16 protein-coding genes and 2 tRNA genes are annotated in these 16,746 nt (G+C 38.8%); all 18 read right to left on the reverse strand.

Annotated elements, in window-relative coordinates; genetic code table 11:
- Position 1: 1 nt before the first annotated feature.
- Positions 2-74: transfer RNA gene (locus ACWTVK_RS09030), tRNA-Asn, on the reverse strand.
- Positions 75-79: 5 nt separating this feature from the next.
- Positions 80-154, reverse strand: a tRNA-Gly gene (locus tag ACWTVK_RS09035).
- A gap of 198 nt (positions 155-352) precedes the next feature.
- Complete coding sequence (locus ACWTVK_RS09040; protein ID WP_456046604.1) at positions 353-1,456, reverse strand: nicotinate-nucleotide--dimethylbenzimidazole phosphoribosyltransferase; 1,104 nt, start codon at positions 1,454-1,456, stop codon at positions 353-355.
- Entirely contained in the window at positions 1,453-2,490 is a 1,038-nt protein-coding gene (locus ACWTVK_RS09045) for a nicotinate-nucleotide--dimethylbenzimidazole phosphoribosyltransferase (RefSeq protein WP_456046605.1), read from the reverse strand. The genes ACWTVK_RS09040 and ACWTVK_RS09045 overlap by 4 nt, the downstream gene beginning before the upstream one ends.
- A 190-nt stretch (positions 2,491-2,680) precedes the next feature.
- Positions 2,681-3,568 (reverse strand): prephenate dehydrogenase, encoded by an 888-nt coding sequence (locus ACWTVK_RS09050; RefSeq protein ID WP_456046606.1) that lies wholly within the window; start codon positions 3,566-3,568, stop codon positions 2,681-2,683.
- A 102-nt stretch (positions 3,569-3,670) separates the two neighbouring features.
- A complete protein-coding gene (locus tag ACWTVK_RS09055) occupies positions 3,671-5,017 on the reverse strand; it encodes an MATE family efflux transporter (protein ID WP_456046607.1) in 1,347 nt (448 codons plus the stop codon).
- Between the two features lie 72 nt (positions 5,018-5,089).
- A complete protein-coding gene (locus ACWTVK_RS09060; RefSeq protein WP_024064444.1) occupies positions 5,090-5,809 on the reverse strand; it encodes a LemA family protein in 720 nt (239 codons plus the stop codon).
- Entirely contained in the window at positions 5,802-7,652 is a 1,851-nt protein-coding gene (locus ACWTVK_RS09065) for an MAG1210 family protein (protein WP_456046608.1), read from the reverse strand. The genes ACWTVK_RS09060 and ACWTVK_RS09065 overlap by 8 nt, the downstream gene beginning before the upstream one ends.
- A gap of 319 nt (positions 7,653-7,971) precedes the next feature.
- Positions 7,972-8,844 carry a 2-oxoacid:ferredoxin oxidoreductase subunit beta gene (locus ACWTVK_RS09070; RefSeq protein ID WP_295206381.1) on the reverse strand — a complete coding sequence of 291 codons (873 nt, stop codon included), beginning with the start codon at positions 8,842-8,844 and terminating at the stop codon, positions 7,972-7,974.
- Position 8,845: 1 nt separating this feature from the next.
- Positions 8,846-10,597: a 2-oxoacid:acceptor oxidoreductase subunit alpha gene (locus ACWTVK_RS09075; RefSeq protein ID WP_456046609.1), complete on the reverse strand. Its 1,752-nt coding sequence runs from the start codon at positions 10,595-10,597 to the stop codon at positions 8,846-8,848.
- 270 nt (positions 10,598-10,867) lie between these two features.
- The gene (gene truA / locus ACWTVK_RS09080) at positions 10,868-11,653 is read right to left on the reverse strand and encodes a tRNA pseudouridine(38-40) synthase TruA (protein ID WP_456046610.1); all 786 of its coding nucleotides are present in this window, start codon (positions 11,651-11,653) and stop codon (positions 10,868-10,870) included.
- Positions 11,650-12,453: an energy-coupling factor transporter transmembrane component T family protein gene (locus tag ACWTVK_RS09085; protein WP_456046611.1), complete on the reverse strand. Its 804-nt coding sequence runs from the start codon at positions 12,451-12,453 to the stop codon at positions 11,650-11,652. The genes truA and ACWTVK_RS09085 overlap by 4 nt, the downstream gene beginning before the upstream one ends.
- Positions 12,443-13,303, reverse strand: a complete 861-nt coding sequence (locus ACWTVK_RS09090; RefSeq protein WP_456046612.1) for an energy-coupling factor transporter ATPase — start codon at positions 13,301-13,303, stop codon at positions 12,443-12,445. The genes ACWTVK_RS09085 and ACWTVK_RS09090 overlap by 11 nt, the downstream gene beginning before the upstream one ends.
- Complete coding sequence (locus ACWTVK_RS09095) at positions 13,303-14,250, reverse strand: energy-coupling factor transporter ATPase (protein WP_456046613.1); 948 nt, start codon at positions 14,248-14,250, stop codon at positions 13,303-13,305. Before ACWTVK_RS09095 ends, ACWTVK_RS09090 begins: the two co-directional genes overlap by 1 nt.
- 278 nt (positions 14,251-14,528) lie before the next feature.
- Complete coding sequence (gene rplQ, locus ACWTVK_RS09100) at positions 14,529-14,864, reverse strand: 50S ribosomal protein L17 (RefSeq protein WP_004695155.1); 336 nt, start codon at positions 14,862-14,864, stop codon at positions 14,529-14,531.
- Positions 14,865-14,876: 12 nt separating this feature from the next.
- On the reverse strand, positions 14,877-15,881 hold the full coding sequence (locus tag ACWTVK_RS09105) for a DNA-directed RNA polymerase subunit alpha (RefSeq protein ID WP_105089704.1): 1,005 nt from the start codon (positions 15,879-15,881) through the stop codon (positions 14,877-14,879).
- A 71-nt stretch (positions 15,882-15,952) separates the two neighbouring features.
- Entirely contained in the window at positions 15,953-16,342 is a 390-nt protein-coding gene (rpsK, locus tag ACWTVK_RS09110) for a 30S ribosomal protein S11 (protein WP_004695151.1), read from the reverse strand.
- A 19-nt stretch (positions 16,343-16,361) separates the two neighbouring features.
- A complete protein-coding gene (gene rpsM, locus ACWTVK_RS09115; protein WP_004695149.1) occupies positions 16,362-16,730 on the reverse strand; it encodes a 30S ribosomal protein S13 in 369 nt (122 codons plus the stop codon).
- Positions 16,731-16,746 lie beyond the last annotated feature (16 nt).

Below are 16,746 nucleotides of genomic sequence, written 5' to 3' on the forward strand. Positions count from 1 at the left end.
GCTCCTCGAGTAGGACTCGAACCTACGACCGATCGGTTAACAGCCGATTGCTCTACCAACTGAGCTATCGAGGAATGTATGGAGCGGGAAACGAGATTCGAACTCGCGACCCCCGCCTTGGCAAGGCGGTGCTCTACCGCTGAGCTATTCCCGCATACAGAACCGATAATTAATATAACATAATCATCAATCTGTCGTCAAGAAGAATTTAAGTCTGTCCTGACTGCCCTATAATAATATCAATTTACACATATAGTGTCAATGGTTTTTCCATGAAATTCTCAGTTAATTTCGGATAATTGAGCATAAAACATATAAAAAGAGGGATTTAATACTCCCTCTTTTATATAGATTACTCTTTATTCTTTTGTCTACCTTTACCGGCACCATCTTCTGCTGCTTTAACCTCAGCTTCAACGAAGGTTTTCATATCATTTAACATATGCATAGATGCATCGATAATAGATAGACCCATTGTGGAACCCAATGCTTCATCAATTTGTAAATTGTAGTGTAAACATGGTTTTATTCCAAGAAATCGACATTGCTCTTTATGGATTGGTTCCTCATAGGCAGCTGATGGGAATATATAGTCCTTAACTAATGGCTCAATAGTAACTGCAGCCAATACAGCTGCGCCTGTTACGGCATTATCAAATACTACTGCCATACGGTGACTTGCGGCACCTAAGATAAAGCCTGTTAAGAATGCAATATCTAAGCCTCCTGCAATATGAAGTAAATGCAATACCGCATCACGGCGCTCGCTTTCACTCAAAGCAGACCAATCATCAACAGCGATATTAAAACGATCTACAAAAGAATGAATATGAGCCGCTCGCTGTTCAATAGTAGGGCCACATTCAGTATGAACGAGAATATCGCTAAATTCACATCCTGTGATAGTTGCAGTCGTTACGAGAGAATCAAGGAATGCTCGTTCACCTATATTACCAATAGCAACTACTTGCAAGCCATCCTTATGTAATTTATCTGCATAATTAAAACCTAATTCAAGGGTCTCTTCTAATTCATCACGAGAAATGACAGGTTCTACACCGAAGAAGTGGGAGCCCTTACGAATAACCTGTTGATCAATATTTGTCAAATCTGTTGTATCTTGTTCAAGACCTATATTTACAACGTGCACAGCTGCATTCAACTTAGATGCGGCCCCTTGTGTAGCCGTTCTACCTTCATTGAAACGCTTGATAGCCTCATAACTTTCACTACCATTCTGACTATTTTGAGGACCATCTACCAAGTGGTCCGACGCCACCACAAGTATGCCATATCGCAAATGATTTGGTTGAGGATCTGCCAGAATGCCCGCAAAACGCTCAGCTATTAACTCTAATGTTGCAAGGCTATAAATAGGTTTTGTTAAATTATCGATACGTAATCGGCATGCTTCCATGGATGGTGCATGTAATGGTTCAATTGTAAAAGTTCTCATGCCTTACCTCCTGTAACAGCCAAATACATATGAACGGCAAGATCGAGCATTCCCATTTGAATGGAGCCACCAGAGGCCTCACCGAGACATAGCCCTAAATCAACATAGGCTTCAAGGCCTAAATTTTCTAAAGAAGATTTAGCCGCTTTTTCAGCAGATAAATGAGATGCCATTACGTAATCCATCGCCTGTGGAACTAATGTTTTAGCAACCAATGCACAAGCAGATGTATTAAAACCATCAATAATAACAAGTGCATTATTCGCTGCAGCACCTAGAATAACACCTACGATACATGTAAATTCAAAGCCGCCCACAGAGGATAAAATTCCGATTGCATCATCTTTCGGAATATCTTTATATTTTTCTAATACATCATGCACAATGCGTTGCTTTAATTTTAGACGCTCATCAGAAATATTAGTGCCTCGCCCTGTAGCTTCCTCTGCAGTGAGTCCTGCAAACTTGGCTGTCATAAGAGCACTAGCAGTAGTATTGGAAATTCCCATTTCCCCTACTAAGAAAACATTAAAGCCTTCGTCGATTTTCTCTTTTACAAGGCGGATACCTGTTTCAATGCCTTCAATGGCTTGTTCACGTGTCATGGCCGGTTCTTCTACAAAGTTTTTTGTGCCACTACCAAGTTTATGACTACGGAGTCCTGGTACCCAGCTCATATCTGCATCAATGCCCATATCGATGACTTCCATTTGAGCCCCACAGTAATTAGCTAAGGAATTGGCACCCGCCCCTTTAGGAATTAAGTAGTTTTGTGTCATCCCTACAGTTGTTTCCTTTGGATACGCACTTACGCCCATATCGGCCACGCCATGATCGGCAGAGGCAATAATCATACAAGGCTTTGGAACCGTTAAGTGTTCCTGATTTGTAGCCGCACCATATTGAGCCACCACGTTTACAAGTCGCCCATATTGTTCTACAGGTGAACCTGCATTCCAACTATCGATTATATGTTGTTCAATTTCATGACTGCGACCTCTAATAGCGTCACAAGTTTCTTGTAACAAACTCATGGTATCTCCTTAACTAAATAATATGTTAAATGTATATTCTTTACGAACTCTAGTATATACATTATACTGCATAAACCGCGTTGCTTCAGCTACATAAATATACATCAAACGCAAATGAATGTTAATTACTCATTGTTAGTACTCTATGAGTGCTAACCAATGTATAGCCTTAGCTAATAATTATTTATCATTAGCTATTCTTTATTTGTCCTGTTAAATATGGTAATTTACCGCGAATTTCTCTGCCTCGTTCTAAATAGGTTTCTAGACTTTGACCTTCATCTTCTTGTGAAAGTATTTCTTTTACGTGTTGAATTTCAGATTCAATCTGTGAAAGCCCTTCAATTACATTGTGTCTATTACCGTAGATGATTTCACGCCACATAGATGGCAAACCACCGGCAACACGTGTACAATCTCTAAAGCCTCCTGCAGATAATTTCATGCGCAACTCGCCTAATTCATCACCACCGGAAACTTGAGTTAAAATGGATGCCAATAAATGTGGCATATGACTCACCATAGCTAAATACGCGTCGTGAGCATAGATATCGACGAATTCAATACGTGACCCTACAGCGCGTCCCATTTCAGCTAGTTCTTGAGCAACCTCTTCACTATATACATCAGATGCCTTATCCTCTAGTACAATCCAGCCCATACCTTTAAATAGGTTTTTATGAGATACTTCGTAGCCACCCTTTTCAGAGCCAGCCATAGGATGAACAGACACAAAAATTGTCCCTTTCGGAATAGAATCATATACAGCTCGTACAAAGTTTTCCTTTGCACTAGATACATCAGTCACCACTTGTCCTGGTCTAAAAAGATGTGCCATTTCTGTAAATAGTCTTGCATTTGTATCTGGAGGCAATGAAAATACAACGATATCTGAATTTTCAATCAATGGTTCTACCTCAGTCCAAGCAGCTTTTACAACCCCATCTTGAATGGCCGCATCACAAACCTCTTGGCGACGAGCATAGCCCACTACCTCATAATCGGTATAGGCCTTTAAAGCCTTTGCCAACGAACCACCTAATAGACCTAAGCCAATAATACCTACAGTCTTACTCATATAAACCTACTTTCACAAGTAATTAGCCTTACACTCTCCAATGTAAGGCTAACTATATCTACAAACTACTAAATAATTAACGGCAATCGCGAAAATAGAAAACTACGCCTCAATGAGACGTCTATTTTTCCATTTACCGCTATACCAGCGATATACAAATAATAAACCTCGTAAAATTTCATCTACCGCCATGGCAATCCAAATGCCTACGAGCCCCCATCCCCAGTAAATACCAAATAGATAGGACAGTGGTACGGCGCATAACCACATACCAAAAATACCTACGAGCATCGGTGTCCGAATATCCCCTGCTGCTTGTAAACATCCAACCATAACGATATTTACGGCACGCCCTAACTCAAGGAAAATCTCAACCAATAAGATATTATGTGCTAACGATAAGATTTCTGGATCCGTAGTAAATACTGATAGTACTATATCACTAGTACTATAAAAGAACGTAGCCAATCCTACACTAATAGCAATGGCTAATAACATAGAATGCCATACGCGATTTGTCACCTCAGCTTGTCGTTTAGCCCCCATCAGGTAACCCACAATAACTTGAGATGCATTTGCTAGTGCTATTGTATATACATAGCAAAGCATAGCTATAACCGATACATACACCTTTGTATTAATAACAGCGAGCCCCAAAATATTGACCATCTTCATAATCGTTGTCTGAGATAGCTGATAGCTCAAGGTTTCGCCACCAGAGGGAACACTGATATTCAGTAGAGACTTAACCGTATGCCACGGGAATGGTTTTAAAAATTTGAAGCTCACCTCTAACGTAAGCAACTTCTTAAATGTATAGCCGATAATTACGAGGCCTACCACCTTAGATAACCAAGTAGAAATTGATACACCTAACACACCTAGACTTGGTATGGGACCATGACCAAATATTAATATATAGTTAGTTGTGATATGGATAACATTCATAACCAGTGCAATATACATGGTAATACGTGTTAATGAATGCCCCCTAAATACTGCTACCAATGCATAGTACATAGCTTGAATTGGTAATCCTGCGGCCACAATGGTTGTATATACAGATGTATCACTCATCGTTTCTGGCGGAATACCAAGCCACGTAAAGATCCATTTATGACAGGTGATAAAGAATACGGCCGCTATAGACGAGAAGAAAAAGTTCAACACCAAGCTAACCGTACACACCTCTGATAGCTTAGACTGATTTCGAGCCCCTAAATACTGGGCAATCAAAATCGTCGTAGCGGTACTCATAACAATGATGAGCATAATAAAGATATTTAGAATTTGATTGGCATTAGCCACGGCTGCTACCGCTTGAGGAGAGTAATGGCTCATCATCACTTGGTCTATATTACCTACTAACAGCTGTAGGAACACTTCGATAAATATAGGCCAACTCAAAGTCCAGATAGACAAGCTAATCCCTTTTTCATAAGACTTCATAGTATCCCCTTATATACTAATGTCAGATTTCATAGTATGCCCTTTATACACTAACACCCAATTACCTATCCCTTAAAAGAAAACGCCTTTAGCTTTTTCTTTAGTTTCTTGATCTGCAATAAATGGAATTCTAGTAGTTCTACCTTCTTTTGCAGCTACAATCTTTTTAAATGGGAATTCAAAGATTTCTCTATTCCAAGTATTTACAGCATCATTATACAACGTTCTAGCTGCAGTAATTTCTTTTTGTAAGTAAGAATTTTGTTGCATTGCATCACGAATCGTATCTTGGCTTTGTAATTCAGGATAATTTTCTATAGCTACGTTGAGAGCTCTTGTAGCCTTGTTAAGTTGTGCATTCACATCACTTCTAGATTCTTCAGAAAAATTACCACTTCTATACTTAGCAATATCTACAAGGATATCCTTATCAACTTCAATAGATTTTTCCACAAGTTTAGCCGCATTAGAAAGAATCACAACACGTTGCTCCATATAGTTATCAATTTCGGATGCAGCATTTTGAATTCTTTGTTCCATCATATTAAACTCTGAGCTAATTTGTTTTAATCGCCACCATGGATAAATCAACACAATGGCGCCAATAATAGATACTAGATACTTGTCTATAACTATGCCTAAAACGATACCGATAACACCAACTGCCATAAGGATCGTTGGAAGAAGTTTTTCAAAGCCACTAGTTTCAACAGGGATTACCTTAGCGATAACATGCACATCTCTGCCTTCAGACATAATTTCCGGATTCATTTCGTCGAGTTGATTAGCCATTTTGGGTACCTCCAAATTCTTTGTAAATAGTATTTAATAAATCGTCGAGAGACTGATTTTGTCGATATAGTTTACCTGCCATAAAGTGATCGTATGCAAAAGACCTATCTCTATTATTTTCAGATTTTTGATACTGATCTAGACCTTTAATATGATTAAAATCCTCTCCAGCAGATTTAATTTCTGAAACCTCTATCAATTCGTGTTTTGTAACAGGAACATACTCGTCCCAGCGGACTGGAACATAATAGGTTCTACCATTACCAGCTCGTACAGGTACTTGATCTACGTGTTCGATGGCCCTATAAGAATAGGCATCTACTTTAATTACCTCAGAGTCACCTTCATTTTTATGGTGGCTAGTCTTAAGAATTGTTTTTACATTATTCCGCTGAGCCGCATCAGGAGGAACAAATAAATTAAGGCCCATTTTATTTGCTAGCATTTCTGTAATGTAATCATTATATTTGAAATTATAAGACTTGCCATAAATATAATCATTAGAAGCCATTTGTTGATACACAGGAATCGCTAAAATTGGTAGGAATGAAAAATACATGTGATCAAAGTAACTGCAGTTGTAATTAATGAACTTCTCTTTAATCTTTTGGAATGAAAAATCATAATACTGAGATGGTGATGTATCAAAGTCCCAATTTTGAGAATTGTCAGCTTTAATCTCATTAATTTTACACTCTTTATTAAATATAAAATCATCTCCATATGGAGAGTTTTCAAAAATATCCTTATAGTTGTTTTGTGCTAATGGCGTAAATAGTACGCGGAACTCAACCTCATTGTTGCGATCTAATGCATTAAATTGTGCATCAAACTCTTCATTGGCTAAAGCTTGGAAGCTACCGCCATTCTCCAATGAATCCTTACTCTTCTGTCTAAGACTAGCAATACCTTTTGCTATCTTACTCTTAGCGCCACCGAAATTAAAGAATCCTTTTTCCGGTGGCTTTCTATGGAATGTTAGGTTAGGTGCTGCATGATTACCATACACTAAAGATACTTTATTGGCATAATAAGGACCTGGTTGTCTTATAACGGCCCGTAATGTTTCGTTAACATCACGAGTTTTTAGATTCCCATTAGAATCAACATACTCTTCTGTATACGTAACATTTAAGGTGCCTTCATACGTATAATCATCCATCCAGTGGATTATGCGCTTCAGAAAAACAAAGGGGTTTCCTAAAATATCACCAGAAGCAATATCTAAGGTGGAATGATTTACATCACCTTTTTCTAAGAATCCATAATCTTTAACGAGCTGTTCATATCGTTCAATATTAAAGTTAGAATCCATATGAATAAAAGGAATCGCCTTTTTTATAAGTTCTACAGTCATTTCACTATGAAATAGATCGTTTAAAGGGGCCATCATCTCATAGCCTTCTTGACGCATTTTAGCTAATGTAGCATCTAAATCATTAAGTTTTTCTTCAAGGCTCTTACTATTAGGCTTAATCCAATATAGGTAAAGCCCTACACATAGAACTAATATAAGTATAGAAACAATAACCGCTACAATATCAATATGATCTTGTGAAAACTGATAAATACCATAAATAATGGCACCTATACCAATAACAATATCAACCTTTTTGATAAGGCTAAATCGTTTATAGGATGTGTTTGATTGATCGCGATTTTCTGATACCTCAGTATACTTATCTATTAATACTTTGTTGTTATCTATATCAATCTTTGATTGATCTACTAATTGTTGAAAGTATTCTTCGGTTACTTGTTGAAACGCGTCCTTTAACTCTTCCCGATAATACTTAAGTGGCTCTAGTAATGCTTCATTATATTCATTCGACACGTTACTCATTCCCTCTCCTTAATGAATCGCATAGTAAATGATACTTCTATACGTTTCCATTATGCCTCATATTCTGAAATAATAGCCTCTTATACTTATAAGCGTTCAAATTTTACTTAATTATAAATATCCTAAATTATAAATTAGTATATCAATTAAGAAAACCTCCGTAAAGTAATAATACGATTCATACCACTATAAAATTACCATATCATTCATAACACTCTGAAGTAATCATACGATTCATAATGTGATAATGTAAAACCCCTCTTTACCGGACATTCAGTAAAGAGGGGTTCAGATTATACATAATTCAATTTAGATAAGATTATTTAAATTGATTGCAAAGGCTATCGAATAGCGCTTGATCTGGTTTTACAACATCTTCAGTTAATGGACGAGGATGTGGACCACCATTTGCTGCCGCCATAGCTTTTTCGAAGGAAGGTTTAGTAGTATCTTGATAGATAACACCTGTTACCAAGCCATCAGTTTCACCCAATGTTTTAAGTGCTGCTGCACGATCTGTTGGATCATAACCTTCTGGCAATTCTACCAAATGTTCTTTGAACCAGTCATAGCTGTTGTGTTTATTGTATGTAACACATGGGCTGAATACGTTGATGAAGGAGAAACCTTCATGATCCATTGCCTTTTGAATCAACTCTACAAGTTGTGCACGATTAATCATGTAACCTTGTGCTACGAATGTAGCACCTGCAGCAATTGCAGTTTCACAAACGGACAATGGAGATTCGAAAGCCCCACGAGGAGTTGTTTTTGTAACAAAACCGATATCGGAACGAGGGGATGCTTGACCTTTAGTCAAACCATATACATGGTTATCCATTACGACGTATGTCATATTTACATTACGTTTGAAAGCATGGATAGTGTGACCCATACCGATAGCGAACGCATCACCATCACCAGAGCAAGCGATAACTTCTAAGTCTTGGTTAGCAAGTTTAACGCCTTGTGCGTAAGGAAGCGCACGACCATGAGTTGTATGAGCGCCATACGCGTAGAAATAACCACCGATACGGCTAGAGCAACCGATACCGGAAATTACTGCTAATTTTTCTGGTGGAATATTTTTCGCTACTACAGCGTCAGTAATCGCTGCTTGAACCCCATAATGGCCACAGCCTGGACACCAGTTAGGACGAATATCGTTTCTGTAATCTTTAGCTGTTGTCATATTATAGGACCTCCTTAATCGCATTTTTCACATAACTTTTTGTGAATGGATTACCATCGTATTTCAAGCAGCTGGAAATTTTAGATTTCTTATGCATGTTGATTTTAAATAAGTTAGTCAATTGACCTGTTGCATTGTGCTCAACGATAACTACTTTTTTCGCAGCATCCATGAATGGTTGTAATTGTTTTGCTGGGAATGGTTTAATCAAGCGCAATTGCAAGTGGTTAACTTTAACGCCTTCTTGATCAAATTCAGCAACAGCTTCTTCGATAGCACCACGGCTAGAAGCCATACCTACAACGAGAACATCTGCTTCGTCGTATTTAGCGTTATTCAAGAATGGTTCGTAGTTATCAGCTACAGTTTCCAATTTGCGGAAACGTTTATCAGTTTGCGCTACGTGCATTGTAGGCGCTTCTGCTGGTTTACCTTCTTCATTATGTTCTAAACCAGTGGAAAGGAATAGACCATTTTTCATACCAGGAATTGTACGAGGAGAAATACCATCTTGAGTCAATTCAAAGCGTTTGAAGTAGTTAGGTTGTTCCAATTCAGGAAGGTCAGCTTCTTTCATCATTTTACCGCGGTTAATAGGTACACGGTTCAAATCGAAGGAAGGAACGGATTGTTTATTCAAACCTTGTTGTAAATCAGGCATGAAGATAACTGGACATTGGTACATTTCTGCCAAGTTGAAAGCTTTTTGAATTTCATAGAAGCATTCTTCAATAGATGTTGGAGAAATAACGATACCAGAGTAATCGCCATGTGCATTATAGCAAGCCGCATCAATATCGGATTGTTCAACCTTTGTAGCCATACCTGTGGATGGGCCAGAACGTTGAACGTCGATAACAACCATTGGTAATTCAGCCATGGAAGCCATGGATAAAGATTCAGCCATCAAGGAAAGACCAGGGCCAGAAGTACATGTGAAGCCACGAACACCTGCGTATACGCCACCCATAGCTGTCATGCATGCTGCGATTTCGTCCTCTGTTTGAACGATAGTAGCACCCAATTTATCCATATTTTTAATCATATATTCCATTACTTCAGATGCTGGAGTAATAGGGTAAGATGCCATGAAACGGGAACCCGCAGCAATAGCACCTAAAGCACATGCTTCATTACCTAATAAGAACATTTGATCTTTCTTACCAGGAGCTGGCAATGTATCGATTTCCACATCGCCCAATTTTTCCATTACAAGGCTATGACCATCGTCAAAGGCAGCTAAGTTTTTATCCACGATTTCTTGGGATTTTTTCGCAAATTTAGCAGCAATCGCATCTTTAAACATCTTAGTATCAAAACCAAGAAGTGCTACAGACATACCAAGTGCTACGATATTACGCATCAACAAGGAACCTTGTTTCATTGCAGTTTCAGAGATTGGCAAGGACAAGCAATTAACCTTTGTACCTTCAAATTTAGAGAAGTCAGGATTTACTTTGCTGTCACAGATGATGTAACCGCCCTCACGAACTTCAGAACCATGCATATCAACTGTTTCTTGATCAAGAGAAAGCAAGAAGTCTACGCCTTCACCAATGGACATAACTTGTTCTAATGCAACGCGCAATGCGAATGTTGTATGACCACCTTTGATACGAGATGCAAATAAACGTTGGCTATACAAGGAATAACCTTCTTTAGCGAGGATTGTCGCCATAATTTCGCCACAACTCTCGATACCTTCACCTTGTTGGCCGCCCATTTTCCAGATAAAATCTTTACGTTTTTGCAAGAGATTCACCCTCCTTAGGATAAAAATTACACTGCTGACAAGAGTCTACCTTACTATGTTAATGTTTTATAGTACGAACCTGTCCATATCGTCATTGTATCATGTATATATTGGGTTTACAATGTATCATTTCACATAATAATAGGTATAAATTAAGGCATTATAACTAAAAATTATAAGAAAAAAGGATACTACATGCTAAGTAGTATCCTTTTAGTATTAATAGTTATCGTTTTAAATAAATTCTAGGAGAATGCAGTCTATACAAAATTATATAGAATATTTATTCTGTAACACCTCTTGCTGACGTTCTTCCGTAAAGAAAATCTCCTCTAAACATAACCCTTGAGCTGGCGCCGTTTTACCTATAACACGACGATCTTTGGCGGCCAAATATCCCTTAATATCCTCCACCTTGCGTCTTCCAAGGCCTACATCGACGAGGAGCCCTGCAATATTGCGAACCATATGGTATAAGAACCCATCTCCTACTACAGAAATGGTAACATGAGAGCCTTCTGCCTCTACATGAATTCCCATAATTGTTTTTACCGGATCAGCAGGCGTTGAATTCGTCCCCTTTAAGGTTGTAAAGTCATGGGTGCCTAATAATTCATTGCCGGCAGCTTGCATGAGCTCGATATTAAGAGTTTTCTTAACATGCCAATGGTATCGTTTTGTCAAAGGATTGGCAATGAGCTGATTATGAATGGTATATACATATTCTTTACCATATATATTCCATCGAGGCTTCCAATCGAGTGGAATTTCCACAGCTTCAATAACAACGATATCCTTTGGAATATGTGCAATCATAGCACGAGGAATGTTTTCTGCTGGTATAGATCCAGATGTTTGGAACGTACATACTTGAAACTTTGCATGTACCCCTGCATCTGTTCTAGAAGCTCCATAGATTTGTATGGGTTCATTACAAATTTTGGACAATCCATATTCTAAGCAACCTTGTACAGTTAAGCCCTTATCATCAGGTTGCTTCTGATAACCTGCCAAATCAGTGCCATCATAAGCAACTATGATTCGTATATTTCTCATAGGCCAAGCCACCATAATAGGATGAGCACAATCGTAACCAAAATAACAGCACCAACGCCGATATAATCGACAGAGGTAACTTGTAATTCCTTCATACGCGTACGGTTTACACCACCTCGATAGCATCGAGCTTCCATGGCAATAGCTAGTTCATCAGCACGTCTAAATGCACTAATAAATAATGGCACTAAGAGAGGTACCATATTTTTAGCTCGTTGAATGATAGACCCTGTTACAAAGTCTGCACCACGAGCAGATTGAGCTTTCATAATACGATCTGTTTCATCCAATAAAGTAGGAATGAAACGCAATGCAATGGTCATCATCATAGCCAATTCATGAGCAGGTACACCAATACAACGGAATGGGTTTAACAAATGCTCAATACCATCGGTCAAACGAATTGGCGATGTCGTATAGGTCAATAGGGAGGAGAACAAGATTAAAAAGATTAATCGTGCCGCCATTTGTAGCCCCATAGCTAAGCCTTGATCTGTAATATTAATAATGCCCCATTGGAAAAGTGAATTACCTGGGGTCGTAAAGATATGAATACCCAGAGTAAATACAATGATAATCCAAAGTGGTTTAATAGCTGACCACATCAAGCGTAATGGCAATCTTGATAACAACATAGCAAAGATGGTAAATGCCCCTACCAAGCCATATGCAAGAGGAGAGTTCGCTAAGAAGATGGCTACTACGAATATTGTGGTAGCAATAATCTTGGCACGAGGATCCATGCGATGCAAGAAGGAGTTTCCTGGGAAGTATTGCCCAATAGTAATGTTATTTAACATGGCTACCTCCTTCTAGAATGGCTTGTACTGCATCATCCACGGATAATACACGATTAGATACATCTAATCCTTGTTCACGCAAATATTCCATGGTTACAGATACTGGTGGTACGTCTACACCAACAGCTTGCAATGCATCGCGGTGATGATTAAAGATATCCATCGGTTGTCCATCGAGAACGATACGACCTTTATCGAGTACCACGAGGCGAGATGCCATGCGAGAAATATCCTCCATGTTATGTGATACAAGGATTACTGTAATGCCCTTATCTTTATGAAGTCGAATGATTTCTTCAAAGATTTCTTCACGACCAAATGGGTCGAGACCTGCAGATGGCTCATCAAGAACTAAAAAATCTGGATCCATAGCCACTACACCAGCGATGGCAACACGGCGCATTTGTCCACCAGATAGATGGAATGGAGAGCGCTCCGCGTAGGTGTCGTAATCAAGACCTACAAATTTCATTGCCTCCCGTACCCGTTCATCTACTTCATCAGCACTGAGGCCTAAGTTTTTAGGCCCAAAGGCAATATCTTCGGCAATAGTTTCTTCAAATAACTGATGTTCTGGATATTGAAAAACCATGCCTACCTTATGGCGCATCTTTTTAGCTTCCTCTGTAGAAGCACTAATATCTACACCATTAACGGTAACCGTTCCTGTTGTAGGGTGTAATAAGCCATTTAAATGTTGCACAAAGGTAGATTTACCAGAGCCGGTATGACCAATGATGCCTAAAAACTCACCGTTTTCAACAGTAAGAGATACACCGTGAAGGGCTGTCTTTTCAAATGGAGTACCTACACCATAAGTATAAGTAATATTATCTAATACAATCGCCATTAGTGTGTGCCCTCCCCTCTTACTGCATTTACATCTTCATTGGTAGGAGAGCTAATAGTTTTAGCACCTACATTATGATTATCTAGTAGTTGGTCAGCTAATTTAGAATGTTTAAGACCTACTGCTAATTCTTCATTATTGATGATACTTTTACCGATCTCATAACCTTTTTCATTTAATTTAAAAGCAATTTCAGACGCCACAGGAACATCGAGGCCAAGACCTTTTAAGGTATCTACATGACTAAAGATTTCACGTGGAGTGCCATCATGTAATTTCACACCATTTTTCATAACTACTACACGATCAGCTGTGACAGCTTCCTCCATAAAGTGTGTAATGTACACGATAGTGATACCTTCTTCTTTATTGAGTTTATGAACTGTCTCTAATACCTCACGACGACCTTTTGGATCAAGCATAGCCGTTGGTTCGTCAAGAACGATACAATCCGGTTTCATGGCAAGTACGCCAGCAATAGCAATACGTTGCTTTTGACCACCAGACAACAAATGAGGACCATGCTCTCTATATTCAGTCATATTAACAGCCTCTAATGCTGCATCGACACGTTTTCTAATTTCAGGACTAGGGATTCCAAGATTTTCTGGACCAAAGGCAACATCTTCTTCTACGACAGCTGCCACAATTTGGTTATCCGGATTTTGGAACACCATACCTACATGTTGACGTATATCCCAAATATGTTCTTCATCACGCGTATCATAGCCACATACATTGATATAACCTTCACTAGGTTGTAATAACACGTTGAAATGCTTGGCTAGTGTACTTTTACCACTACCATTAGTACCGATAATACAAACAAACTCACCACGCTTGATGGATAAACTAACATCATTTAGTGCGTGTACATCATTGCCATTTTCATCACTATAAATATGACTCATATGATTGACGTCAATCATAATGTCTTTTTCATTCATGGATAACCTCATATCTTTCTAGTCAATTTCGTTTTTTAATAGAACCATTTACTTTACCTATCATTCCAATACAAACATAGTACTATTACTTTAATATATCCTATTAATGATATTTGAATGTAAAAGTATCTCAAGTTTTATATAGACGGTTAACAATTCATATTCTTTATTTACGATAACTGCTAACATATTACGATATTATACTAATCGATTGTACCATAAAATTGACAATAAAAAAACGGTGCTGCAACATAAGTTACAACACCGTATGAGTTTGATTAAACTAACTCGATAATAGCCAAAGGTGCAGCGTCACCTTTGCGAAGACCAGTTTTGATTACACGAGTGTAACCACCTTGACGGTCTGCATATTTTGGAGCAATTGTATCAAACAATTTTTTTACTACGCTTTCATCCATGAGGTATGCAAGAACTTGGCGACGTGCATGAAGATCACCACGTTTAGCCAAAGTTACCATTTGATCAGCTAAAGAGCGAAGTTCTTTCGCTTTAGCTTCTGTAGTTTCAATACGCTCATATTGGAAGAAAGATGTTAACATGCTACGGAACAACGCTTTACGAGCGGAGCTGTCGCGGCCTAATTTTCTGTACATTCGTCTTCCTCCTTATTCGCCTTTTTGTTTAAGTTGAAAACCACCTGGATGATTGTTGAGTTTTTCCTCAATTTCATCGATGGATTTTTTGCCTAAATTGCGAACTTTTCCTAAGTCATCAATGGTTTTGTCTAGCAAATCTGCAATTGTATTAATGCCAGCACGTTTCAAGCAGTTATATGCACGAACAGAGAGTTCCAACTCATCGATGGAAATCTTTGCTGGGCCGTCATCTACAGCTGGTTCTTCATTATCGGAACCTACTGGATCAACAACGATACCGCCTTCACCTGTGTTTACATCTACAACATCTGCAGAGTGCGCTAATTTAGTGAAGTTCCCTAAATAACCAATCATAATGGCAGCAGATTTTGCTACTGCATCAGCAGCAGTAATGGAACCATCAGTCCAAACTTCTAATGTAAGTTTGTCAAAGTCCATTTCATTGCCTACACGAACATCACTCACTTCGTATTTGGCACGAAGAATTGGAGAGAAGATGGAATCGATTGGAATACAACCGATTACATCTGTGTCTTTTTTATTCTTCGTGGAAGGAACGTAACCTTTGCCACGTTCAATCACAACGTCCATTACGAGATGAGCTGTCTCATCCATTGTCGCAATCACTAGTTCAGGATTCAATACTTCTACTTCTGGTGGGAATTGCTCAGCTAAATCAGCAGCTGTCAATACGCCGTCCTTTTGAAAATCAAAATGAACTTCCAAAGGTAATTGAACATCTTCTTCAACTTTGATGCACAATTGCTTTAAGTTAAGGATGATATCCGTAACGTCTTCGCGAATACCAGGAATAGTAGAGAACTCATGAAGAACTCCATCAATTTTGATAGAGGTGATAGCTGCCCCATCCAAGGATGAAAGCAAAATTCTGCGTAAGCTATTACCGAGAGTGATACCATAGCCACGGTCTAATGGTTCACATACAAACTTACCATAGCGACCGCCTTCGGCGATGTCCACTTTCTCGATTTTAAGTTTCTTTTCTTCGCTCATCAGGAACATCCTCCTATACAACACACGTTCATAGTTTAATTATAGCACCGTAACAAATCGGCCGCTATAAATTATACACGACGGCGTTTTGGAGGGCGACAACCATTGTGAGGAATTGGAGTTACGTCTTTAATGGAAGTAACTTCAAGACCTGCAGCTTGTAAAGCACGGATTGCAGCTTCACGGCCGGATCCAGGACCTTTTACGAATACTTCAACAGTGCGAAGACCATGTTCCATTGCAGCTTTAGCAGCTTGTTCAGCAGCCATTTGAGCAGCGAATGGAGTGGATTTACGGGAACCACGGAAGCCCAAGCCACCAGCGGAAGCCCAAGACAACGCATTACCGTTTGTATCTGTCAAAGTTACGATAGTGTTATTGAATGTAGAACGAATATGAGCCGCACCGGATTCAATATGTTTCTTTTCTTTTCTTTTAGTTCTAACAACTTTTTTAGCCACGCTTTATCCCTCCTTTATCTTATTTCTTTTTACCAGCAATTGCTTTTCTAGGACCTTTGCGAGTACGTGCATTCGTTTTAGTACGTTGACCACGAAGTGGTAAACCCATACGATGACGTTTGCCTCGATAGGAGTTGATTTCAATTAAGCGTTTAATGTTAAGAGCTTCTTCACGACGAAGGTCACCTTCAACTTTGTAATCAGCATCTAACAATTCACGGATTTTCGCTACTTCATCTTCAGAAAGATCACGAACACGTGTGTCAGGATTGATGCCAGTTTTAGCAATGATTTCAGATGCTAAAGTTGGACCAATACCATAAATATAAGTTAAACCAATTTCCACTCGTTTATCACGAGGTAAATCTACACCGGCGATACGTGCCATCTAATCATCCACCTCC

It is taken from the genome of Veillonella sp. Ser01, from assembly GCF_053850375.1.

Excerpts from the sequence above, each read along its gene's own strand:
- ACWTVK_RS09040 (WP_456046604.1), bottom strand. The coding sequence starts at position 1,456 with ATGAGAACTTTTACAATTGAACCATTACATGCACCATCCATGGAAGCA.
- ACWTVK_RS09045 (WP_456046605.1), bottom strand. The coding sequence starts at position 2,490 with ATGAGTTTGTTACAAGAAACTTGTGACGCTATTAGAGGTCGCAGTCAT.
- ACWTVK_RS09050 (WP_456046606.1), bottom strand. The coding sequence starts at position 3,568 with ATGAGTAAGACTGTAGGTATTATTGGCTTAGGTCTATTAGGTGGTTCG.
- ACWTVK_RS09055 (WP_456046607.1), bottom strand. The coding sequence starts at position 5,017 with ATGAAGTCTTATGAAAAAGGGATTAGCTTGTCTATCTGGACTTTGAGT.
- ACWTVK_RS09060 (WP_024064444.1), bottom strand. The coding sequence starts at position 5,809 with ATGGCTAATCAACTCGACGAAATGAATCCGGAAATTATGTCTGAAGGC.
- ACWTVK_RS09065 (WP_456046608.1), bottom strand. The coding sequence starts at position 7,652 with ATGAGTAACGTGTCGAATGAATATAATGAAGCATTACTAGAGCCACTT.
- ACWTVK_RS09070 (WP_295206381.1), bottom strand. The coding sequence starts at position 8,844 with ATGACAACAGCTAAAGATTACAGAAACGATATTCGTCCTAACTGGTGT.
- truA (WP_456046610.1), bottom strand. The coding sequence starts at position 11,653 with ATGAGAAATATACGAATCATAGTTGCTTATGATGGCACTGATTTGGCA.
- ACWTVK_RS09085 (WP_456046611.1), bottom strand. The coding sequence starts at position 12,453 with ATGTTAAATAACATTACTATTGGGCAATACTTCCCAGGAAACTCCTTC.
- ACWTVK_RS09090 (WP_456046612.1), bottom strand. The coding sequence starts at position 13,303 with ATGGCGATTGTATTAGATAATATTACTTATACTTATGGTGTAGGTACT.
- ACWTVK_RS09095 (WP_456046613.1), bottom strand. The coding sequence starts at position 14,250 with ATGAATGAAAAAGACATTATGATTGACGTCAATCATATGAGTCATATT.
- rplQ (WP_004695155.1), bottom strand. The coding sequence starts at position 14,864 with ATGTACAGAAAATTAGGCCGCGACAGCTCCGCTCGTAAAGCGTTGTTC.
- ACWTVK_RS09105 (WP_105089704.1), bottom strand. The coding sequence starts at position 15,881 with ATGAGCGAAGAAAAGAAACTTAAAATCGAGAAAGTGGACATCGCCGAA.
- rpsM (WP_004695149.1), bottom strand. The coding sequence starts at position 16,730 with ATGGCACGTATCGCCGGTGTAGATTTACCTCGTGATAAACGAGTGGAA.